The sequence below is a fragment of the Sphingobium sp. genome (genome assembly GCF_048594625.1).
Classification (GTDB): domain Bacteria; phylum Pseudomonadota; class Alphaproteobacteria; order Sphingomonadales; family Sphingomonadaceae; genus Sphingobium.
Map to the genome: position 1 here is coordinate 17,085 of NZ_JBMDWL010000025.1, position 21,168 is coordinate 38,252.

General features: G+C 64.6%; 17 protein-coding genes. 9 read left to right on the forward strand and 8 right to left on the reverse strand.

Annotated features, from left to right (window positions below):
* Positions 1 to 5: 5 nt before the first annotated feature.
* Both ACOJSJ_RS02970 and ACOJSJ_RS02975 read right to left on the reverse strand, forming a co-directional pair.
* A complete protein-coding gene (locus tag ACOJSJ_RS02970; protein WP_420143498.1) occupies positions 6 to 2,474 on the reverse strand; it encodes a glycogen/starch/alpha-glucan phosphorylase in 2,469 nt (822 codons plus the stop codon).
* Between the two features lie 125 nt (positions 2,475 to 2,599).
* Positions 2,600 to 3,796 carry a serine hydrolase domain-containing protein gene (locus tag ACOJSJ_RS02975; protein ID WP_420143499.1) on the reverse strand — a complete coding sequence of 399 codons (1,197 nt, stop codon included), beginning with the start codon at positions 3,794 to 3,796 and terminating at the stop codon, positions 2,600 to 2,602.
* A gap of 134 nt (positions 3,797 to 3,930) precedes the next feature.
* Between ACOJSJ_RS02975 and ACOJSJ_RS02980 the strand changes: the two genes are divergently transcribed.
* The 4 genes from ACOJSJ_RS02980 (at position 3,931) to ACOJSJ_RS02995 (ending at position 11,207) form a co-directional block, all read left to right on the forward strand.
* Positions 3,931 to 4,443 carry an RNA polymerase sigma factor gene (locus ACOJSJ_RS02980; RefSeq protein WP_420143500.1) on the forward strand — a complete coding sequence of 171 codons (513 nt, stop codon included), beginning with the start codon at positions 3,931 to 3,933 and terminating at the stop codon, positions 4,441 to 4,443.
* Between the two features lie 55 nt (positions 4,444 to 4,498).
* Complete coding sequence (locus ACOJSJ_RS02985) at positions 4,499 to 5,419, forward strand: FecR family protein (RefSeq protein WP_420143501.1); 921 nt, start codon at positions 4,499 to 4,501, stop codon at positions 5,417 to 5,419.
* A 7-nt stretch (positions 5,420 to 5,426) separates the two neighbouring features.
* Complete coding sequence (locus ACOJSJ_RS02990; RefSeq protein WP_420143502.1) at positions 5,427 to 7,898, forward strand: TonB-dependent receptor domain-containing protein; 2,472 nt, start codon at positions 5,427 to 5,429, stop codon at positions 7,896 to 7,898.
* A gap of 96 nt (positions 7,899 to 7,994) precedes the next feature.
* Positions 7,995 to 11,207: an autotransporter outer membrane beta-barrel domain-containing protein gene (locus ACOJSJ_RS02995; RefSeq protein WP_420143503.1), complete on the forward strand. Its 3,213-nt coding sequence runs from the start codon at positions 7,995 to 7,997 to the stop codon at positions 11,205 to 11,207.
* A gap of 277 nt (positions 11,208 to 11,484) precedes the next feature.
* On the opposite strand, the gene gatB is transcribed toward ACOJSJ_RS02995, so the two are convergent.
* The 3 genes from gatB to gatC all read right to left on the reverse strand — a co-directional run bounded on the left by gatB (position 11,485) and on the right by gatC (position 14,979).
* Positions 11,485 to 12,990, reverse strand: a complete 1,506-nt coding sequence (gene gatB / locus ACOJSJ_RS03000; protein ID WP_420143504.1) for an Asp-tRNA(Asn)/Glu-tRNA(Gln) amidotransferase subunit GatB — start codon at positions 12,988 to 12,990, stop codon at positions 11,485 to 11,487.
* 98 nt (positions 12,991 to 13,088) lie between these two features.
* Entirely contained in the window at positions 13,089 to 14,573 is a 1,485-nt protein-coding gene (gatA, locus tag ACOJSJ_RS03005) for an Asp-tRNA(Asn)/Glu-tRNA(Gln) amidotransferase subunit GatA (protein WP_420143505.1), read from the reverse strand.
* 118 nt (positions 14,574 to 14,691) lie between these two features.
* Positions 14,692 to 14,979, reverse strand: a complete 288-nt coding sequence (gene gatC, locus ACOJSJ_RS03010) for an Asp-tRNA(Asn)/Glu-tRNA(Gln) amidotransferase subunit GatC (protein WP_420143506.1) — start codon at positions 14,977 to 14,979, stop codon at positions 14,692 to 14,694.
* Positions 14,980 to 15,124: 145 nt separating this feature from the next.
* On the opposite strand from gatC, the gene ACOJSJ_RS03015 reads away from it, so the two are divergent.
* From ACOJSJ_RS03015 to ACOJSJ_RS03030, 4 genes are all read left to right on the forward strand, one after another.
* Positions 15,125 to 16,243, forward strand: coding sequence for a DUF3089 domain-containing protein (locus ACOJSJ_RS03015; protein WP_420143507.1), 1,119 nt, complete (start codon positions 15,125 to 15,127; stop codon positions 16,241 to 16,243).
* A 32-nt stretch (positions 16,244 to 16,275) separates the two neighbouring features.
* Positions 16,276 to 16,749: a Holliday junction resolvase RuvX gene (gene ruvX, locus ACOJSJ_RS03020; RefSeq protein ID WP_420143508.1), complete on the forward strand. Its 474-nt coding sequence runs from the start codon at positions 16,276 to 16,278 to the stop codon at positions 16,747 to 16,749.
* A gap of 83 nt (positions 16,750 to 16,832) precedes the next feature.
* Positions 16,833 to 17,240 (forward strand): Rap1a/Tai family immunity protein, encoded by a 408-nt coding sequence (locus ACOJSJ_RS03025; protein WP_420143509.1) that lies wholly within the window; start codon positions 16,833 to 16,835, stop codon positions 17,238 to 17,240.
* A 90-nt stretch (positions 17,241 to 17,330) separates the two neighbouring features.
* Positions 17,331 to 17,960 (forward strand): helix-turn-helix transcriptional regulator, encoded by a 630-nt coding sequence (locus tag ACOJSJ_RS03030; RefSeq protein ID WP_420143510.1) that lies wholly within the window; start codon positions 17,331 to 17,333, stop codon positions 17,958 to 17,960.
* A 9-nt stretch (positions 17,961 to 17,969) separates the two neighbouring features.
* Here the strand turns inward: ACOJSJ_RS03030 and ACOJSJ_RS03035 are convergent, their stop codons facing one another.
* Positions 17,970 to 18,383 (reverse strand): MerR family transcriptional regulator, encoded by a 414-nt coding sequence (locus ACOJSJ_RS03035; RefSeq protein WP_420143522.1) that lies wholly within the window; start codon positions 18,381 to 18,383, stop codon positions 17,970 to 17,972.
* A 67-nt stretch (positions 18,384 to 18,450) separates the two neighbouring features.
* Between ACOJSJ_RS03035 and ACOJSJ_RS03040 the strand changes: the two genes are divergently transcribed.
* Entirely contained in the window at positions 18,451 to 19,200 is a 750-nt protein-coding gene (locus ACOJSJ_RS03040) for a MauE/DoxX family redox-associated membrane protein (protein ID WP_420143511.1), read from the forward strand.
* Positions 19,201 to 19,242: 42 nt separating this feature from the next.
* Here ACOJSJ_RS03040 and ACOJSJ_RS03045 read toward each other — a convergent pair whose 3' ends face one another.
* Together ACOJSJ_RS03045 and ACOJSJ_RS03050 are read right to left on the reverse strand one after the other, a co-directional pair.
* A complete protein-coding gene (locus tag ACOJSJ_RS03045) occupies positions 19,243 to 20,718 on the reverse strand; it encodes a L,D-transpeptidase family protein (RefSeq protein ID WP_420143512.1) in 1,476 nt (491 codons plus the stop codon).
* Positions 20,719 to 20,786: 68 nt separating this feature from the next.
* Positions 20,787 to 21,041: a hypothetical protein gene (locus tag ACOJSJ_RS03050; protein ID WP_420143513.1), complete on the reverse strand. Its 255-nt coding sequence runs from the start codon at positions 21,039 to 21,041 to the stop codon at positions 20,787 to 20,789.
* Positions 21,042 to 21,168 lie beyond the last annotated feature (127 nt).

A 21,168-nucleotide genomic window follows, 5' to 3' on the forward strand; every position in this document is an offset into this window, starting at 1 on the left:
TCCGGTTAAGCCATGATCTTCCATATGTCGGTCGAATATTCGCGGATCGTGCGGTCGGATGAGAACCACCCCATGCGCGCGACATTATGGATCGCCTTTTTCGCCCAGATGGCCTGATCCGCCCACATCGCATCGACGCGGCGCTGGGCCGCGGAATAGCTGTCGAAATCGGCCGCGACCATGAACCAGTCATGATCGTAAATACCCTGCACCAGCCCCTTGTACCGATCCGGATCGTCCGGGGAAAACACGCCGCTGGCGATCGCGTCCAGCGCCTGCCCCAGCTCGCGGCTCTGGCCGATCACGTCGCGGGGGGTGTAGCCATTGGCGCGACGGTCGTTCACCTCCTGCGCGGTCAGGCCGAAGATGACGATATTATCCTCGCCCACATGATCGCGCATTTCGACATTCGCGCCGTCCAGCGTGCCGATGGTCAGCGCGCCGTTGACCGCGAACTTCATGTTGCCGGTGCCGGACGCTTCCATCCCCGCCGTCGAAATCTGTTCGGAAAGGTCGGCGGCGGGGATCATCACCTCCGCCATGGAGACATTGTAATTGGGCACGAATTGCAGTTTCAGCAGGCCCTGCACCGCCGGATCGTGATTGACCGCGCGGGCGACATCCCCCGCCAGCTTTATGATCAGCTTGGCGTTGTGATAGCTGGGCGCGGCCTTCCCCCCGAACAGCTTGACGCGCGGCTGCCAGTCCTTTTCCGGGTGCGATCGGATCTGGTCATAGAGCGATACCGCCTCCACGATGTTCAGCAACTGCCGCTTATATTCGTGGATGCGCTTGATCTGGATGTCGAACAGCGCGTCGGGATCGATCCGCGCATTCACCCGGCTGCGCAGCAATTGCGCCAGTTCGACCTTGTTGGCGCGTTTGACGGCCAGGAATTTTTCCTGAAACGCACTGTCGTCGGCAAAACTGTCCAGATCGCGCAGCGCTTCGGCATCGTCCATGAACCGGTCGCCGATCGCTTCGCGGATCAGGCCGGTCAGCCCCGGATTGCACTGCATCAGCCAGCGGCGGAAGGTGACGCCGTTGGTCTTGTTGTTGATCCGCGTGGGATAGAGTTTGTGCAGGTCGGCAAAGACAGTCACCTTCATCAGGTCGGTATGCAGCGCCGACACGCCATTGACGCTGTGCGACCCGGCAAAGGCGAGATTGCCCATCCGCACCCGCCGCTCGCCGCCTTCGTCGATCAGCGAAATCGCGCCGATCGCGCCATCGTCAAACTGTCCGCTCCTGCGTGCCTCGCCCAGCAGCTTGCTGTTGACCGCATAGACGATCTGCATATGCCGGGGCAGCAGCCGTTCGAACAGAGGCACCGGCCAGCTTTCCAGCGCTTCGGGCAGCAGCGTGTGGTTGGTATAGCTGAACGTGCGGCGGGTGATGTCCCACGCTTCGCCGAAATCGACGCCATGGTCGTCCAGCAGGATGCGCATCAATTCGGCCACCGCGACCGCCGGATGCGTGTCGTTCAACTGGATCGCCGCCTTGTCCGGCAACGTCCGCACGTCGGTGAAATATTGGATATGCCGCCGCACGATGTCCTGCAACGAAGCGGAGGAGAAGAAATATTCCTGCCGCAACCGCAATTCCTGGCCGGCGGGCGAGCTGTCGGCGGGATAGAGCACCCGCGTCAGCGCCTCTGCCCGGTTGCTTTCGGACAGCGCGCCGAGGTGATCGCCCGCATTGAATTTGTCGAGCAGGATTGGGTCGATCGGTTGCGCTTCCCACAGGCGCAGCGTGTTGACCCGCTTGCCTCGCCAGCCTGCGATCGGCGTGTCATAGGGGGTGGCGATCACCCGCTCGCCCGGTTTCCAGTGCATCTGGTGCGGCCCGGCATCCTCGCCCTCCGCCGGGTCGACACGGCCGCCAAAGCCGATTTCGTAACTGGCCTCCCGCCGTTCGAACTCCCACGGGTTGCCGTGCGCCAGCCAGTTTTCGGGCAGTTCCACCTGCCACCCGTCGCTGATTTCCTGCCGGAACATGCCGTTCACATAACGGATGCCATAGCCATAGGCGGGCACGTCCACCGTCGCCATGCTTTCCATGAAGCAGGCCGCCAGCCGCCCAAGGCCGCCATTGCCCAGCGCCGCGTCCGGCTCCAGCGCGGCAATGATGTCGATGTCGACGCCCAGCGACGCCAGCGCCGCCTGCATATCGTCCAGCATTTCCATGTTGGACGCGGCGTCGCGCATCAGCCGCCCGATCAGAAATTCCAGGCTGAGATAATAGACCCGGCGCCCTTCTTCCTCATAGGTTTTCTGGGTCGACACGATCCATGCGTCGATCACCCGGTCGCGGATCGCCAGGATGACGGCATGCAGCCAGTCATGGGGCTTGGCCGCCGCCGCATTCTTGCCGATGCGGTAGGTCAGCCGCTCGACGATTTCATGGGCCAGTATCTGCGGGTCCACCTGACGCGGGGCCGGCTTGGGAAGGCTGGTCTGGCCCTTGATCGTCATAGGCGCTTTTCATCCCCTGCTGAGTCGCCCGCGATGATGACACAGGCCCCAGCGCCACGCCATCGCCATTTTTGCGGCGCAACAAGAAATATTGGCTGATTTCAGCCGTTTTCGAACGGAACCTTTTACCGGTTCCGCTGTATGACGGCCTGATCCACGCCGTTGCGCAACTGCGCCCGCACCGGGTAGGTGCTGGACGGCATGTGCTGGGTCATGAAAATGCCGATCAGCCGCTGGACCGGGTCGATCCAGAAATAGGTCGAAAACACGCCGCCCCAATAATATTCCCCGCTTTTGAGGCCCATGGCAAAGCCCAGCCCGAAACCGATGTCCTTGTAATCCGCTTCGCTGAACATGGCGCTCGACAGGCTGGACAGGTCGCCACCGCCCGGCAACTGGTTGCTGCGCATCTGTTCCACCGTCTGCGCCGACAGCAATCGTACGCCGTCCAGTTCCCCGCCGCGCAACAGCATGCGCGCAAAGCGATGATAATCCGCCACGCACGACACCAGTCCGCCGCCGCCCGACTGGAAACGGCCGGTCCGCCGCCAGCCGCTGCGCGCACCGATGTCCGCAACGACCAGTCCTTGGGCCGGGTCCAGCCGCCATGCGTCGGTCATCCGGTGGGCCTTTTCGTCCGGCAGGGCGAAACAGCTGTCGACCATGCCCAGCGGGTCGAAGATGCGGGTGCGGAAATAATCGCCCAGCGCCATCCCGCTCAGCCGTTCCACCACCACGCCCAGCACATCGGTGGACACGGAATAATTCCACCGCTCGCCCGGTGAAAATTCCAGCGGCAGCGTCGCCAGATCGGCGATGAATGCGTCGGACGTCCGCTTCTGCTGAAATTCGTCCAGCCCCATGTCGCGATAGCGCGCGTCGATGGGCGTCTGCCGTTGCAGGCCATATGTCAGCCCCGACGTATGGCGCAACAGGTCGATCATCAGCATCGGCCGCCCGGCGATCGGCGTACCGGCCGCCCCCACGCGCAGGGCGGCAAATTCGGGGATCACATCGGTCACCGGCGTATCCAGCGCGACCCTGCCCGCCTCCACCAGCATCATGAAGGCGACCGACGTCATCGGCTTTGTCATCGACGCGATGCGATAGAGCGCATCGTCGCGCAACAGATCGCCACCGGCCCGCGCATGGCCGCGCACGACGGACAGCACGGGCCGTTCGTCCCGCGACACCAGCAACTGCATATGCGGCAGCTTGCCCGTGGCGATATAGGCGGCGTCAAGGGCATCGACCAGCGCGCCCAGCCGGTCCGGGTCCATCCCCGCCGCCTGACACGCCATTTTGTCGATCCCGTCCGTCATGCCGCGCCTTCCTGAAAATTGCTTCCCCGCTACCCCAGCCCGAAGGACAGGTAAACAGCTTGGCCGTTGCCAAGACCCCACCCGGCCCTCTATGGCAACGCGCCAGACCCTATCGACTGGACGCTAGTACAGGCATGGCCACCGGCCTCTCCGCAATCTTCATGGCCCATCGCGCCCCGCTGCTGCGCTTTTTGCGCGCGCGCGGCGCGGGCGACGATGCCGAAGATCTGCTTCAGGACATGTGGATGAAGCTGGAGGCCAAGGATCTTGGCCCGGTGTCCGATCCGCTGCCCTATCTTTATCGCATGGCGAATAACCTGATGCTGGACCGATACCGGTCCGCCACCCGGCGCGAACGGCGGGAACAGGACTGGGCGGAAGGGGCCGGCGGCGTGATGGCCGATCCCACCGAGGATGTCGCCGTGGACGACCGCATGATCCTGAACGAAGCACTGGATCAGGCACGCGCCGTGCTGCGCGATCTGGGGCCGCGGGTCGAACTCGTCTTCCGCCGCTTCCGGATCGAAGGGGTGGGCCAGCGCGTGATTGCGGAGGAATTGGGGATCAGCCTGACCACGGTCGAAAAAGACCTGCAAAAGGCCTATCGCGCCATGATCGCGCTCAAGAAAAAAATGGATACGGAATGACCGTGTCGGCGACGTCTGCTTCATCAAGGGGCAAAAAAGGAACGGGGCGAAGGCCATGATACAAGAGGAGGCGCTGGGCTGGGTCATCCGCACGCGCGATCCGGAATTTGCGGACTGGGACGCCTTCACGCTGTGGCTGGAGGCCGACCCTGCGCATGCATCCGCCTATGACGCGATGATGCTGGCGGACAGCGAACTGGACGGCATCACGCCGCCCGAACCCGTCGCCATGCCTGTCGCCGCGAACGATCCGGGCGTGCCGTCGCGTCGGCCCATGCGCTGGATCGCGGGCGGCGCGGTGGCCGCCGCGCTGGTCGCCACCGTCTCCATCGCCGTTCTGAACCGCAGCGACATCTACAGCGTCACGACGAAGCCGGGCGAAGTGCGCGTCATCGCGCTGGACGATGGCACGACCGTCGAAATGAACGGCGGCACGACAATGCGCTTCGACCGCGAGGATGCCCGTTTTGCCGCGCTGGACGCGGGCGAAGCCGCCTTCACCGTGCGCCATGACGCCGCCAACCCGTTCCGCGTGACCGTGGGCGACGACGTGTTCGAAGATGCCGGCACCGTCTTCAACATCGTCCATACGTCGGACGCCACCCGCATCGGCGTGGCCGAAGGCAAGGTCATCTACAACCCCAGCGCCGAAGCCATCGCCCTGCCCGCCGGGCGCGGGCTGGCCGACGATGCGCAGGGTCTGCGCGTCATGGACGTCGCGCCCGCCGCCGTCGCCAGCTGGCGTCAGGGGCAGCTGATCTACGCCAACGCCCCGGTAACGCAGGTGGCGCAGGATGCCGCCCGTTCGCTGGGCCTGTCGGTGCAGTTCACGCCGCAGGCCGGGCTTGCCCGCTTTACCGGCACGATCCGGCTTGATCGCGATCCGGTCCGCTTTTTCGCGGAGGCCGCGCCGCTCATGGGCCTGACCGCCGTGCGTCAGGGCGATGGATGGTTGTTGAAGGAAGGACCGAAGTAACAGGGGAATGCGCCGCAGAGCCGAACTCCTCACCGTCACCGCCCCCTTCATCGCGATCGGCATAGCGATAGCAGCGCCCGCTTACGGGGCGGAACGACAGAGCATCAGCATCGTCCCCGGTCGGTTGGGCGAGGCGGCGATAGCGCTCGGCCGTCAGACGGGCGCAAGCATCGGCATGTCCGACCAGTCGCTGGCGGGCATCCGTACCCCCGGCGTCAGCGGCCGGATGAGCGCGGAAGCCGCGCTGCGCCACCTGCTCAAGGGGACAGGCGCAAAGGCGCAGCGGATCGGCGGCAATGGCTGGCGCATCATGCGCGTGCAGCCCGTGCGGACATTCGCCGCCGCGCCCGCCCCCATTCAGGCCGCGCCGCTCGCCGATCAGCCGCCCGCCGACATCATCGTCACCGCGTCGAAACGCGACATACCCCTGCTGCGCTATGCGGGCGTCGCCGATACGCTGGACAGCAACATGTTTACCACGGCCGAAGCGGCGGGCGGCACCGCCACGCTGCTCAATCATGTGGCGAGCCTCAGTTCCACCCATGCAGGCGCAGGTCGCAACAAGCTGTTCATCCGGGCCATCGCGGATTCGGGCGTGGCCGGGCCGACGCAGGCGACCACCGGACAATATCTGGGCGACATGCGCCTCAACTATGCCGCGCCCGATCCCGACCTCAAACTCTATGACGTCGGCAGGGTAGAGGTGCTGGAAGGGCCGCAGGGCACGCTCTATGGCGCGGGGTCGCTGGGCGGCATCATCCGGGTCATGCCCAACGCACCCAATCTGGGCGAATATGGCGGGCAGATGTCGATGGGCCTGTCCGCCACCCAGCATGGCGATCCGGGCGGCGACCTGTCGGCCACGCTCAACGTGCCGATCGTGCCGGAAAAGCTGGCGCTGCGCGTCGTGGGCTATGGCGTGCGGGATGGCGGCTATATCGACGACATCGATCGCGACGAACGGGACGTCAACCGCACCCGCACCTATGGCGGGCGGGCGGCGCTGCGTTTCGCGCCCAGCGACGACTGGACCATCGACCTGAACGGCGTGTACCAGCATATCGATGGCGACGACGCCCAATATGCCACCCGTTCGGCCGGCCAACTGCAACGCGCATCCAAGGTCGCACAGCCCTATGACGCGGATTACACGCTGGCCAATGTCCGGGTGGAAAAACAATGGGACAGTCTGCGCTTCATATCGACCGCCGGCTATGTCCGGCACATATTGAACGAAAGCTATGACGCGACGCAGGTCAGCGGCCCGCCCGCCCTGTTCCAGCAGCGCAACCGGGTCGACATCTTCTCGATCGAAAACCGGGTGGTGCGCGATCTGGACAATGGCCTGGGCTGGATATTGGGCGGTTCCTATCTGCACAGTTCATCCGAACTGCGCCGGTCTCTGACCGGATATGGCGGACCGATATTCCAGCCAACCAGCATCGCGGGCATCCCGATCGTCGGCCTTGGCACGGTGGCGACGGCGACCGGCGTACGCAACACGATCGATGAAGCGACCCTGTTCGGCGAAGCGTCGTTCGAACCGGTCAGGGGCCTGATCGCAACCATTGGCGGCCGCCTGACCAACAGCCGCCTGTCGGGCAAGGCGCTCGACACGGCCGCCGCCTTTGCCGGACCGGCAGACGTCGTCGCCCTGTCCAGACAGGAGATCGCGCGCGCCGAAGCGCAGGCGGATCGCAGCGAGACCATATTCATGCCGTCGGCATCCCTGCTGACCGACGCCATTCCCGACGTTACCCTTTACGCCCGGTTCCAGCAGGCCTTCCGCCCTGGCGGGCTGGCCGTCGACAATCAATGGGTCGGCCGTTATCAGAATGATCGCATATCGACCGTGGAAATCGGTGCGCGCAAGGGCGTGCCGGGACGCGATCTGTTCGCGGCCAGCGCCAATGTCGCCTATACCGACTGGCGCGATATTCAGGCCGACGTCACCGACCGCATCGGCCTGCCCACGACGGCCAATATCGGCGATGGACGCATCTATACGGTGGAAGGGCGCGTCGTCCTGCGCCCGATCCAGTCGCTGACCATCGATGCCAGCGCCATCTACAATGACGGGCGCCTGACCCAGCCATCGGCGTTCATACGGGCCGTGGCATATGACCGTCGATCGCTGGGCCTACCCAATGTCGCCGACCTCAGCACCCGGCTCGCCATGGATTATCATGCCACGCTGGGCGACGACATGCCGTTCCACCTGTCCGCCTCCGCCCGCTATGTCGGCAAATCGCGACTGGGCGTCGGGCCGATCCTGGGCCGGACGCAGGGCCAGTATGTCGACACCAGCCTGTCCGCGACGCTGCGCCGCGGCCCGGTGCAATATTCGCTGTCGCTGGCCAACCTGTTCGACAGCGACGGGAACCGCTTTTCGCTGGGCACGCCATTCGACCTGCGCAGCGACTATTACACACCCTTGCGCCCGCGCACTGTGCGCATCGGCATGGATTTCGCTTTTTAATTTATAAATCGCCCCGGTGCTGACGGCTTTGCCTGCCGGGCGACGTCCCATGCGCACGCGCGCAAAACATACAGCGCGACACGCAGAGGAGACATCATGCGACATCTACTGGCCTGCACGGCCATCGCCCCCGTGCTGGCGGCGCTCACCATGGCCGATGCGGCGGCGGAAACGACCATCGGCACCGCCACCACCACGGCCGTCAAGACCTCCACTGTGGCCAGCGGCCGCGCGGACGACATCACCATCAGTTCGGCAGGTACGATCACGCTGACCAGCGGCACCGCGGTCACGGTCGACAGCAACAACAAGGTGTCGAACGCCGGTTCCATCATCATCAACGATGCCGACAATGTGACCGGCATTCTGGTCGCCCCCGGCACCACCGGCGACATCACCAACAGCGGCACCATCACGCTGACCGAAAATTACACCGCGACCGACACCGACAGCGACGGCGATGTGGACGGCCCCTTTGCCAAGGGCAGCAACAAGCGCGGCATCTGGGTCCAGTCCGGCGCGGCCCATAGCGGCAATATCAGCCACAGCGGCACCATCTCCATCGAAGGCAACCAGTCGAGCGGCATCCGCATCGACAGCCCGCTGAACGGCAGCCTGTCGACCAGCGGCACCATCTCCGTCGTGGGCGCCGACAGCCAGGGCGTGCTGGCCAACGACGTCAACGGCAACGTTACGCTGCGCGGGTCGACCACGGTTCAGGGCCAGAGCAGCATCGGCGCGGCCCTGCTGGGCGACGTCAACGGCGCGCTGAAAATTCAGGGCAGCATCACCAGCACCGGTTACCGGTCCGTCACCCGTCCCACCGACGTATCGAAACTGGATGCCGACGACCTGCTTCAGGGCGGATCGGCGCTGGTGATCGCGGGCAATGTGACCGGCGGCATCATCTTCGACGTCCCCCCCACCAATCAGAGCACGACCGACACCGATGTCGACAAGGACGGGCTGACCGATTCGACCGAAGGGTCGGCGGCCGTCGTCACCTATGGATCGGCCGCAGCCGTGCGGATCGGCGCCGCCAATGAAGACACCACCATCGGCGCGGTCGCGGCGGGTGGCACCGGCTATGGCCTGATCGTCAATGGCGGCGTGGCGGGCTATGGCGTCTATGACGGCGTCGATGCCAACGGCATGGTCATCGGTGGTCAGGGCGGCAACGTCTCCATCGCCAAGGGGATTCAGGTCAAGGGTACGATCGCCGCATCCTCCTATGACAGCAACGCCACTGCCCTGCGTCTGGGTTCGGGCACGCGCGCCGACGCGATCGAAATCGGCGGCACGCTGGCGGCGGCCGGTTCCACGAAGGACGGCACCATCGCCCGCGCGCTGGTGATCGACGCTGGCGCAACCGCCGGGTCGATCAGCATCGGCGGCAGCGTGGGCGCAACGTCGGGCAGCTCCGAAAAGGGCGCGGCCACCGCCATTCTGGACGCGTCGGGCACGGTCAGGACTTTGTCCAACACCGGCAAGATCAGCGCGACCGGGGGCAAGGCCGGATCGAACATCGCCATCGACATGAGCGCCAATACGACCGGCGTGACCATCAGCCAGGCTGCCGCTTCGGCCACCGCCGCCGCCCCGTCCATCGTCGGCGACATCCGCCTGGGTTCAGGCAACGACGCGATCACCGCATCGGCGGGCGCGATTGCGGGCAACCTGACCATGGGCGCTGGCGACGATTCCATCGCCCTGTCGGGTACGTCCAGCTTCAGCGGCGCCATCGCCTTTGGCAGCGGCACTAACAGCCTTTCGCTGGCGGACACGGCAAAGGCGAGCGGCAGCGTCGATTTCGGCGGTGGCGCGGGCACGTTGACGCTGGGCGGCACATCGTCGCTGTCGGGCGCGATCAACAATGCGTCCAATGTCGCCGTCGTGCTCAATGGCGGCACGCTCGCGGCCACCAATGCCGGTCCGGTTGCGCTGGCGTCGCTGGCCGCCAGCGGCACATCGACGCTGGGCGTCACCATCGATGCCGCCGCCGGTACCCATACCCAATATGACGTCGCAGGCGCGGCCAGTTTCGCCAGCGGATCACAGGTAAAGGTCGCCCTGACGAAAGTCGGCGGGTCGCAGGGCAACTATGTCATCGTGCGGGCAGGCGCGCTCAGCGGATCGCCGGCGCTGGGCACTACCACCCTGCTGCCCTATATGTTCAAGGGCAGCGTCGCCAGCGATGCGTCGGCGGGCACCGTCACCCTGTCCATCGCGGCCAAGAGCGTGTCGGAACTGGGCCTGACCGGATCGACCGCCCGCGCCTATTCCGCGATCTTCAACGCGCTGGACAATGATGCCGATGTGGCGGGCAGCTATCTGGCGGTAGCCGACGGCGCGGCGCTCAGCGCCAATCTGCAACAGATGCTGCCCGACCATGCCGGTGGCACGTTCGAAGCGGTGACATCGGGTTCGCGCGCGACCGCACGCATCCTGTCAGACCCCAACGGCATCTATCGCACGAAGGATGGCCGCGTCGGCTTCTGGCTGCAACAGGTCGCCTTTGGCAGTGCCAAGAGCGTGGGCAGCACCGCATCCTATGACATTACCGGCTGGGGCGCGGGCGGCGGCGCGGAATATCTGAGCGAACTGGGCGCGTTCGGCGCGGCCTTCGCCTATATTCACGGCAGCGATTCGGCGGGCAGTTCCAGTAACGCCGTCGATTCCGACCAGTTCGAACTGGCGGCGCACTGGCGCGGCCAATGGGGTCCGCTGCAAAGCTTCGCCCGCGTGTCGGCCGCTCATGTGAAATTCCACGGCACGCGCCGTTTCGAAAGCGACGACGTGCTGCGCACCGCGACGGGCAACTGGACCGGCAAGCTCTATTCCGCCACGGCCGGGGCATCCTACCAGCTTCAGATGGGTCGGTTCAGCCTGCGCCCGGCGGCAGGCATCGACTATTATCGCCTGAAGGAAGACGGCTATGCCGAAAATGGCGGCGGCGATGCGTTCAACCTGACCGTGCTGGGCCGCACCAGCGACGAAACGACGGTGAACGGCACGGTCACCGCCGGTTACGACTTTGGCAGCCTGAACCGCGCGGACGGCTGGCTGCGCCTCGAACTGGAAGGCGGCCGTCGCCAGATCGTCGGCGGGTCGCTGGGCGATACCGTCGCCTATTTCAAGGGCGGCGACCGTTTCACCCTGGTATCGGAAGACCGCACCAATGGCTGGACCGGCCGGGCGCGCCTGTATGGCGGGAACGACACGTTCCGCGTCGGCGGTGAATTTGGCGCGGAAGAACAACAAAATCACGTCGCCATCTCTTTCCGGGCGACGGTGAACTTCGTTCTGTGACGTCTTGAAGGATGAAAGGACGGGCCACACCCCACAGACCCTCCCGGTCCGTCCTTTCCGTTCCGGCCACATTCCCTCCCCAAGGGCGCCGGACATAAAGGGGGGCGTCGTCTGGTTGACCCCGGCGGCGCCCCCTAATTTTTTGGCTCACCTGATCATGGACCGGCAGGACGTTCCGGAACGATGCCGACCGGCACGACCGATGGCGCGCGCCGAAGAAAAAGGGAGCGACCCTGCGGCCGCTCCCTTTTCATAATCCCAGTACAGGGCGCGGCGATCAGGCCGACAGCGCCTTCTTCACCAGTTCGTTGACGACCTGCGGATTGGCCTTGCCCTGCATGGCCTTCATCGTCTGGCCAACGAAGAAGCCGAACAGCGCTTCCTTACCCCCCTTATACTGTTCCACCTTGTCGCCATTCTTGGCCAGAACATCGGCCACGGCCGCTTCGATCGCGCCGGTGTCGCTGGTCTGCTTCAGGCCCTTTTCCTCGACGATCCGGCCCGGCTTTTCGCCGGTTTTCAGCATGATCTCGAACACCTGCTTGGCGATGGTGCCGCTGATCGTGCCATCGGCCACCAGCGCCAGCAATTCGGCGCCTTCTTCGGGGCTTACGGGGCTTTCTTCCAGCGATTTACCAAGCCGGTTGAGCGCGCCATAGAGTTCCGACAGCAGCCAGTTGGCCGAAGCCTTGGCCACTTCGCCCTCGCTTTTCTTCTGGATGCGCGCGCCTTCGGCCAGCAGCGCCTCGAACCAGCGCGCCGTATCGGCGTCGGCGGTCAGCGTCGCGGCATTATACGCGCTCAGTCCCAGATCCTGCGCATAACGGCGCAGCTTGGCGTCGGGCAGTTCGGGGAGCGACTGGCGGCATTCCTCCAGGAAAGCGTCGTCCAGTTCCAGCGGCAACAGGTCGGGATCGGGGAAGTAGCGATAGTCATGCGCATCTTCCTTCGACCGCATCGACCGGGTTTCATTGCGGTCCGGGTCATAGAGGCGCGTTTCCTGCACCACCTTGCCGCCCGCTTCCAGCACGTCCACCTGACGGCTGGCTTCATGTTCCACCACCGCCATGACGAAACGAACCGAATTGACGTTCTTCGTTTCGGTACGCGTGCCGAATTCCTCACCCGGACGACGCACGGAAACATTCACGTCGGCGCGCATCGAACCCTGATCCATATTGCCGTCGCACGACCCGACATAGCGCAGGATCGTCCGCAGCTTAGACAGATAGGCCCCTGCTTCGGCAGGAGAACGCATGTCCGGCTTCGACACGATTTCCATCAGCGCCACGCCGGAACGGTTCAGGTCGACATAGGAGCTGGTCGGATGCTGATCATGCATCAGCTTGCCCGCATCCTGCTCGACATGAATGCGCTCGACGCCGATCACCTTGGTGCTGGCTTCGGGGTTCTTTTCATCCAGAACGATCTCGATCTGCCCTTCGCCCACGATCGGGTGGTAGAGCTGGCTGATCTGATAGCCCTGCGGCAGATCGGCGTAGAAATAATTCTTCCGGTCGAACCGCGACCATTTGTTGATCTGCGCGTCAATCGCCATGCCGGTGCGCACCGCCTGACGGATGCACTCGCGGTTGGGTACCGGCAGCATGCCGGGCATCGCCGCGTCGATCAGCGACACCTGCGTATTGGGTTCCGCGCCAAATGCCGTCGCGGCGCCGGAAAACAGCTTCGCGTTCGACGTCACCTGCGCATGGACTTCCAGGCCGATCACGACCTCCCACTCGCCGGTTGCGCCCTGAATGCGATAGGTTGATTCAGTCATCTTTTCACACCGTCATCCCAGCGGAGGCTGGGATCTTTCTCGTATGTCGTGCCACATCGCCTGCGATGCCAGCTTGTCGCTGGCATGACGATGATTGGTTACCACCACTTGTCCGGCCGCGCCGTGAAGCCAGCGCGTTCTTCGATCGCCAGGCTCGCGTTCAGCACGGTCTGTTCGTCCAGCGCCTTGCCGATGATCTGGAGGCCGATCGGCAGCCCCGCCGAATCCAGACCGCCCGGCACCGCCATCGCGGGCAGTCCGGCCAGCGAAGCAGGCACGGTGAAGACGTCGTTCAGATACATGGCCAGCGGATCGGCCTGCTTTTCGCCCAGCGCGAAGGATGCGCTTGGCGCGGTCGGGGTCAGCAGGACGTCGCACTGTTCGAACGCCAGTTCGAAATCGCGCGCGATCAGCGCCCGGACCTTTTGCGCCTGCGTGTAATAGGCGTCGTAAAAGCCCGCCGACAGCACATAGGTGCCGATCATGATGCGGCGCTTGACCTCCGGCCCGAAACCGGCAGCGCGGGTTGCGGCATACATGTCCTGCAAACCTGCGCCATCGGGCAGGTCGCGCTGGCCATAACGCACACCGTCATAGCGGGCGAGGTTGGACGAAGCCTCCGCCGGGGCGATGATATAATAAGTCGGCAGCGCATATTTCGTATGCGGCAGCGACACGTCCACCACCTCGGCCCCCGCGTCCTTCAGCCATTCGATCCCGCGATCCCACATGGCGGAGATTTCGGCGTTCAGGCCGTCGGGGCGATATTCCTTGGGAATACCGACCTTCTTGCCTTTGAGATCGCTGGAAAGACCGGCTTCCCACTGGGGCACAGGCAAATTCAGGCTGGTCGAATCCTTGGAATCGAAGCCCGACATGACCTCCAGCAGGATCGCATTGTCGCGCACCGTGCGCGCCATCGGCCCGGCCTGATCCAGCGAGCTGGCGAAAGCCACGATGCCAAAGCGCGAACCACGGCCATAGGTCGGCTTGATCCCGCTGATGCCGGTGAAGGCGGCGGGCTGACGGATCGAACCGCCGGTATCGGTGCCGGTCGCCGCCGGGCACAGCCGTGCGGAAATGGCGGATGAAGACCCGCCGGAGGAGCCACCGGGCGCCAGCGCGGCATTATCGCCACCACTCCGCCGCCAGGGCGAAATCACATTGCCGAAATAGCTGGTTTCGTTGGAAGAACCCATGGCGAACTGGTCAAGGTTCAGCTTGCCCAGCATCCCCGCGCCCGCCGCCCACAGCTTGCCCGACACGGTCGATTCATAGGGCGGGACGAAGCCTTCCAGCATGTGGCTGGCGGCGGTGGTCTGCGTTCCCTGCGTACAGAACAGATCCTTCATGCCGATCGGCACGCCGGACAGCGCGCCCAGCATTTCGCCAGCCGCCTTCGCCTTGTCCGCGGCATCGGCCGCTTCCAGCGCCTTTTCCGGCGTTTCCACGATGAAGGCGTTCAGCGCCTTCGCCGCGGCGACATTGGCATTGAAGCCTTCCGCCACTTCGCGCGCCGAAAAATCGCCCGCGCGGAACCCATCGCGGATTTCGGCTACAGTAAGATCAGTAAGATCAGTCATATTTCCAACCCGTCATGCTGAATCTGTTTCAGCATCCATTTGGCCCGACAAACCGGGGCCGCCCTTGAGGCACCAGATCCTGAAACAAGTTCAGGATGATCGATCGACGCCTGTTGCGTCACTCGATCACCTTGGGCACCGCGAAAAAGCCATGTTCGGCCTGCGGCGCGTTGGCCAGCACCTTGGCCCGCATGTCGCCGTCATTGACGACATCGTCGCGCAGCCGTTGATGGTTGGGGATGACGGCGGTCATCGGCTGCACGCCGGTCACGTCCACCTCGCCCAGCTGCTCCACCCAGCCAAGGATGTTGTTGAGTTCGGGCACCATGGCTTGCGCTTCGGCGTCGGTCACCGAAATGCGCGAAAGGCTGGCGATCTTTTTCACGGTCTGAAGGTCTATCGACATGGGTCCAGCCGCTAGCATCCGCACCTGCCAGCTTCAAGCGGGTTTCTTGGGCGTCGCCTGATGGGCGCGCTTTGCTCGCGCCGCTTCCCCTTGCACAGGCCCGCGCCATGCGTCAGACAAGAGGCAAGATTTTCGGAGAGCATGGGTGGCCCGCAAATTCCTCTATGTCATCGCGACGCTGGTCGTACTGGTGATCGCGGCGCTGCTCGTCTATCGCGTCTGGGGCATGCAGCTGATCCGCGCCGTCATGGTCCCGCGCGAAGATTTCGCCCAGCTTCAGCCGCTGCCCGCCGACGCCTATGACAAGGCGGAGATGTGGGTGGCCCGGCCCGACATCGTGAAGGGCAATGTGGCGCTGTGGACCCCCGCTGGCGTCGAAACGCCAAAGGATGGGCCAAAGGCCGCGATCTTCTTCATCCATCCCACCAGTTACATCACCACATTCGGCGATGCCCACTGGAACGCGCGCATCGGTGACAAGGATGCCGACGCCACGGCGCAACGTTTCGTCATGAGCCAGGCCAGCGCCTTCAACGCGGCGGGCCATGTCTGGGCGCCGCGTTACCGGCAGGCCAATTATGGCGCCTTCCTGACGGACAAGCCCGCCGGCGATCAGGCGCTTGCCGTCGCCTATCGCGACGTCGCACAGGCCTTTGCCGCATTCCTGAAAGCCAACCCCACCGGCCCGCTGATCCTGGCGGGGCACAGCCAGGGGTCGCGCCACCTGTTGCAACTGCTGCGAGAACAGGTGGCCGGAAAGCCCGTCGAAAGCCGTATAGTCGCCGCCTATGTCGTGGGATGGCCGGTGTCGGTGGAGGCGGACCTGCCCGCGCTCGGCCTGCCCGCCTGCGCGCGGCAGGACCAGTCGCATTGCATCGTCAGCTGGCAAAGCTATGCCGAACCGGCCGATCCGTCCGCCGTGGTCGAAACGTTCGAGCGCAAGACCGGCTATACCGGACGACCGCGCAAGGGCACGCATATGCTGTGCACCAACCCCATTACTGGCGCGTTCAACGGCGCGGCCCCGGCCAGCGGCAATATCGGCACGCTCGACGCCCGCGAACCGGGGCAGCCGCCCAAACTGGTCACTGGCGTCGTTCCCGCCCGTTGCGACACCAGCGGCGTGCTGATGATCGGGGAGCCGGTCGACATGGGTCCGTTCACCCTGCCCGGCAATAATTATCACGTCTACGACTACAGCCTGTTCTGGGGCAATGTGCGGCAGGACGCGCAAAAACGACTGGCCGCCTTTCTCAGGAAGTGACTTTGACCGCAAGAAGTGACAGGGGAATGCCCATGTCACTGGTTACAACGGATCGCACCGCCTTTCGCGCGGCATTGCCGCAGGGCGGGCGGCTGATCGGCATGGATGTCGGCACGAAGACGATCGGACTTGCGCTGTGCGACGCGCTGTGGACCATCGCCAGCCCGGCCTACACCGTCAATCGTGGCAAGTTCAGCAAGGACAAGCCTGCGCTGGCCGCCTTTATCGAACAACAGCAGGTGAAGGGCATCGTCATCGGCCTGCCGCTGAACCTCGACGGCACCAACTCCCCGCGCAGTCAGGCCAGCCGCGCCTTTGCCCAGAATATCGCCGACCTTGGTTATCCGGTGTTGCTGTGGGACGAACGCTGGTCGACGCAGGCGGTCACCCGCACCCTGCTGGAAGCCGACGCCAGCCGCGCCCGCCGCGACGAACTGGTCGACAAACTCGCCGCCAGCTACATATTGCAGGGGGCGATCGACGGTCTGGTCGCGGGCATGGAATAACCACGCCTTCCCCATATCCGTCACTCCGGCGCAGGCCGGGATCTCAGACAAAGACGCGCCCGCCCTATCGGAGGCACATGTTCATGAACGCCCGCCATCTGCTCACCACCGCCATCATCGCCGCCGCAGCAGCCCTCCCCGCCACCGCCCATGCGGGATTTTACAGCGGCGACGAACTTTATGCGGCCTGTACTGCGGACCGGGACGGCAAGGATTATTTCGAACGCAGCTATGAATGCCTCGGCTATATCAGTGGGGCGGTGGACGCGTTCAACACGACGCGGGAGGTCAACAACCTCAAAAGCTGTATTCCCGGCGACGTGACGATCAGCCAGTTGCGCGTCACGACGGTCAATTATCTGAGCAAGAACCCGATCGACCGGAAAAAATCCGCCTCGTCACAGGTCTTTGCCGCCACGCGCAAGGCATGGCCCTGCCCCACCGCGAAGAAAGCGACGGCAAAGAAGAAAGCGGTCAGAAAGAAACGCTGAGGCGGGCATACCATCCATCCCGGCGAAGATTTCATTCGGGGCGATCATGGCGGCATGATAGCGTGGACCGATCCTTCCGGAGACGCCGCCATGTCCTTCGATCCTGATTTCGCCTTTTCACGCCGGGCCTTCGCCATCGGCATGACCGGATCGTTGGCGGCGCTGGGCGTCGCGGAAGATGCGGCCGCGGATAATCCGGCGCAGTCGGCTGGCGTGCAGGCATCGACCGATCCGGCATTTCGCGATGCCGCCCTGCGGGGTCTGGCGCGATCCGGAGACATTGGCGATCCCATCCTGTCCGCGAAAATGGAGGCGGCCATCGCCCGGCTGGAGGCCAGCCATCCCGAAGATGCGGCGCTGGTACGCATTTATCGCCTGTATGACACGCCACCCGCCGATCCATATTATGGCAGGCGGGCGATCGATGATGACGCAACGGCCCGGCTCGCGCTACTGCATGCTGCAATAGCGCAGTGTCGCGCCATTTCGTTCCGCTATACCGACCGTGCCGGACAGGCGACGCTCCGCACCACATTGCCGCTGGCGCTCGTTCACCCGCCGCAGGGGATCAAACTGCTCGCATGGTGCGAAAAGCGGAAGGATTACCGGCAGTTCTTCGCCCACAGGCTTGATGAACTGACGCTCACGAACGGGCAGTTCAGCGCCCGGCGCCTGCCGCTGCTACGCGGATTGGTGGGCAGCGCCACGGATCGCGCATGACGGCATGGCTCACCCGGAGCCGCTGACCATGGTTACGCCGTCACGGTCGAAGGCGGAAATGATCGGGCAAGGCCCCTCTTGCGACGCATGGCATTGCCGTGCCAGCCGTTCCAGCGCGCTGCGCGCCGCCTGCAACTCCGCGATCTTGCCGTCCAGTGCCGCGATCCGTTCCGCCGCCAGTGCGCGCGCCCGTGCCCGGTCCTGTCCTGCGTCGAGTTGCAACAGCTCGCCGATCTGATCCAGCGTGAAGCCCGCCCCCTGCGCCGAGCGGATGAAGGCCAGCCGCCGCACATCACCCGCATCGTAACGGCGGATGCCCGCCCCGCGATCGGGCGTTCCGATCAATCCGCGCCGCTGATAATAGCGCACCGTTTCCACCCCCACGCCGCCCGCTTTGGCCAATGCGGAAATCGTCATGCCCATCTCTTGACTCCGTACCATGGTACGGCCCCTATATGATGCGCGTTGCAGGATTATCCAAGGACGCATCATGACCAGCCCCGCCCCCAAAAGCGCCAGCCTTTACCGCATGGTGATGCCCGGCCACACATGCCCGTTCGGCGTCAAGGCGCGCTGGCTGCTCAAACGCCATGGCTATGCGGTGGACGATCATCACCTGACGACCCGCGCGGAAACCGACGCGTTCAAGGCCCAGCATGATGTGAAGACCACGCCGCAAATCTTCATCGACGGACAGCGGATCGGCGGCCATGACGACCTGCGCCGGTTTCTGGGCCTGCGCGTCAAAGACCCCAAGGCGACCAGCTATACGCCGGTCCTTGCCGTCTTTGCCGTGGCGCTGTTGCTGGCGATGGCGGTCAACTGGCTGACTTTCCTGCCGATCCTTTCCTTCATCGCGCTGGAACGCTTCGTCGCCATCGCCATGATGCTGCTCGCCATGCTGAAATTGCAGGATGTCGACCGGTTCGCGACGATGTTCCTGAACTACGACCTGCTCGCCCGCCGCCTGCCGCCCTATGGCATCGCCTACCCCTTCCTCGAACTGGGGGCGGGCGTGCTGATGCTGACGCGGGTGCTGGACTGGCTGTCGATCCCGGTGGCGCTGTTCATCGGCGGCATCGGTGCGGTGTCGGTGTTCAGGGCGGTCTACGTCGAAAAGCGCGAACTCAAATGCGCCTGCGTCGGCGGGAACAGCAATGTGCCGCTGGGCTTCGTATCACTCACCGAAAATGTGATGATGGTCGCGATGGCCCTCTGGATGCTGGCGGGCATCCACTGACCCCGCGAACGGCGTGAGAAACTTGCACGAACGACCTCTGGTTCAGCCCCCGTCCCGATCATAGACATCGGGCAGGAACTGCACCCCCTGCGCCGTCGGCACAGCGGTCAGATAGGTCAGGTACACCGGCACCGCCTGCGGCAAAGGCTCATGCTGTTCGGGCGCATCGCTGTCGGTGCTGGGTATCTTGCCAAAAAACCAGCGGCCCAGCCTTTGCGCATCCTCCAGCCGGACGCAGCCATTGCTGAAATGCCGGTCGGCCTTGGCGAACAGGTCACGCTGGGGCGTATCGTGCAGATAGATGCCCAGATCGTTGGGGAACATGAACTTGATCCGCCCCATGGCGTTGCTGCCGCCCGGCAATTGCCGCACGCGCAATTCGGTCTGGCCGGACGCTACCGCATTCCAGTCGATCGCACTCTGCGCCAGCGGCGTCGCGTTCGCGCTCCAGTCCGACAGCGCCTCGTAACGCATGCCCTTGAGCGATCCGCCCGCCAATATCTTGGGCGCGACCTTCCGTTCCACCAGGTCGGACGGAATGTTCCAATAGGGGTTCAGCGTCGCATAACGGATCATCCCCGCCATCAGCGGCGTGGGCGATTCCTTCGCGCCCGCCACGACCTTCATCGTGCCGTCCAGCACGCCCTTGCTATAATACCATAGCCGCGCCGACGCCGCATCCACCACGACATGGCGCGTCCACGCCCCCGGCAACAACCGCGCCCGTTCAAGGTTCAGCGCCAGCAACCGGTCATATCGCCCCGGCCCTTCGTTCAGCGCCGCGATGGTCATGGCACCCGCCACCCCATCGGGCTTCAGCCCATGGTCGCCCTGAAACGCCTTCACCTTTGCGACCAATCCCTTGTCATAGGCTTCCCCGTCCGACAGGCCCAGCCGGTGGCGCAATATGGCGATGTCCGGCATTTTGCCGCCGGGGCGCATCTTCACGTCGGTTGGCACCCGCACGGCGGGCAGCCCGCCCCATTGGCGCAGATAGGCCGCCCGCGCACCGCGCAGCTGCATGTAGATGGGGCTCATCCACCCGGCGGTCTGGATATAGTCGGTCAGCGACGGCGCCAGCGCGGCCGCGCGCATGATGTCGGCGGGGCCGGGCGCCTTGGTATCGAGTTCCGCGTCCAGATAGCGGATCTTCACCCCTTTCGCCGGACGGCGCATGTCCGCAACCAGCTCCGCAAAGGCACGCGACAGCGCCAGATCGGCGCGCGCCAGCGCCTTGGGGCTACCCTCCCGGTCAGCGGTGTCGATCAGCTGTTGCAGATCGCCCGGATCATAGCTGCGCGGGTTCAGGCCGTCGGCATCGCTCTGATCGATCAGCGCCAGCAGCGCGTCGGCCTGCGGCCCGATGCGTCGCCCCTCCACCCATAGCGGCCAATAGCCGCGCGGGGCATAGAAATCCTTATATTTGCCACTGACGCCCGACCGGATTTCGGCCGCCACGCTGGAACGCGCCGCCTGCTGCGCCGCGTCCTGCGCCGATGCGCCCTGCTGCGCCGTCATAGCAAGCATCAGGCAAAGAGAAAGCGAAAGGGCGCGACGGTATCGCCGCGCCCGAAAAACTGCGTGGATCAGCCGCGTTCTCCCCGACGGCTGGGCGGCGGCGGGGGCGGCGGCGGACAGGGCGGACCCTGAACCGCATGATAGATGCCGTCGGCGGTGTAATAGCCATCGACATAGCCGTCGCCATCGCGGTCGGCGGCCACCGTACCGGCGATCGCGCCCGGACCGACCGGGGGTGCCGCCGTCACCGGCGCGTCGTTCTTGGAGCAGGCGCTGAGCGCCAGAAGCCCGCCAGCGGCCAAAGCCAGATATTTATAATGCATAAAGTCTCCCTGCGGCGCGCAGGCGGACGAACCGCCCTGCGCCATAAGTTCCCTCACCGCGACCCATGCGGTTCGACGCTAACGTCCGAGGGGGAGAATCAATCCATTACCCGACCGAAATGACGGC

Excerpts from the sequence above, each read along its gene's own strand:
- ACOJSJ_RS02970 (WP_420143498.1), bottom strand. The coding sequence starts at position 2,474 with ATGACGATCAAGGGCCAGACCAGCCTTCCCAAGCCGGCCCCGCGTCAG.
- ACOJSJ_RS02975 (WP_420143499.1), bottom strand. The coding sequence starts at position 3,796 with ATGACGGACGGGATCGACAAAATGGCGTGTCAGGCGGCGGGGATGGAC.
- ACOJSJ_RS02980 (WP_420143500.1), top strand. The coding sequence starts at position 3,931 with ATGGCCACCGGCCTCTCCGCAATCTTCATGGCCCATCGCGCCCCGCTG.
- ACOJSJ_RS02985 (WP_420143501.1), top strand. The coding sequence starts at position 4,499 with ATGATACAAGAGGAGGCGCTGGGCTGGGTCATCCGCACGCGCGATCCG.
- ACOJSJ_RS02990 (WP_420143502.1), top strand. The coding sequence starts at position 5,427 with ATGCGCCGCAGAGCCGAACTCCTCACCGTCACCGCCCCCTTCATCGCG.
- ACOJSJ_RS02995 (WP_420143503.1), top strand. The coding sequence starts at position 7,995 with ATGCGACATCTACTGGCCTGCACGGCCATCGCCCCCGTGCTGGCGGCG.
- gatB (WP_420143504.1), bottom strand. The coding sequence starts at position 12,990 with ATGACTGAATCAACCTATCGCATTCAGGGCGCAACCGGCGAGTGGGAG.
- gatA (WP_420143505.1), bottom strand. The coding sequence starts at position 14,573 with ATGACTGATCTTACTGATCTTACTGTAGCCGAAATCCGCGATGGGTTC.
- gatC (WP_420143506.1), bottom strand. The coding sequence starts at position 14,979 with ATGTCGATAGACCTTCAGACCGTGAAAAAGATCGCCAGCCTTTCGCGC.
- ruvX (WP_420143508.1), top strand. The coding sequence starts at position 16,276 with ATGTCACTGGTTACAACGGATCGCACCGCCTTTCGCGCGGCATTGCCG.
- ACOJSJ_RS03025 (WP_420143509.1), top strand. The coding sequence starts at position 16,833 with ATGAACGCCCGCCATCTGCTCACCACCGCCATCATCGCCGCCGCAGCA.
- ACOJSJ_RS03030 (WP_420143510.1), top strand. The coding sequence starts at position 17,331 with ATGTCCTTCGATCCTGATTTCGCCTTTTCACGCCGGGCCTTCGCCATC.
- ACOJSJ_RS03035 (WP_420143522.1), bottom strand. The coding sequence starts at position 18,383 with ATGGGCATGACGATTTCCGCATTGGCCAAAGCGGGCGGCGTGGGGGTG.
- ACOJSJ_RS03040 (WP_420143511.1), top strand. The coding sequence starts at position 18,451 with ATGACCAGCCCCGCCCCCAAAAGCGCCAGCCTTTACCGCATGGTGATG.
- ACOJSJ_RS03045 (WP_420143512.1), bottom strand. The coding sequence starts at position 20,718 with ATGACGGCGCAGCAGGGCGCATCGGCGCAGGACGCGGCGCAGCAGGCG.
- ACOJSJ_RS03050 (WP_420143513.1), bottom strand. The coding sequence starts at position 21,041 with ATGCATTATAAATATCTGGCTTTGGCCGCTGGCGGGCTTCTGGCGCTC.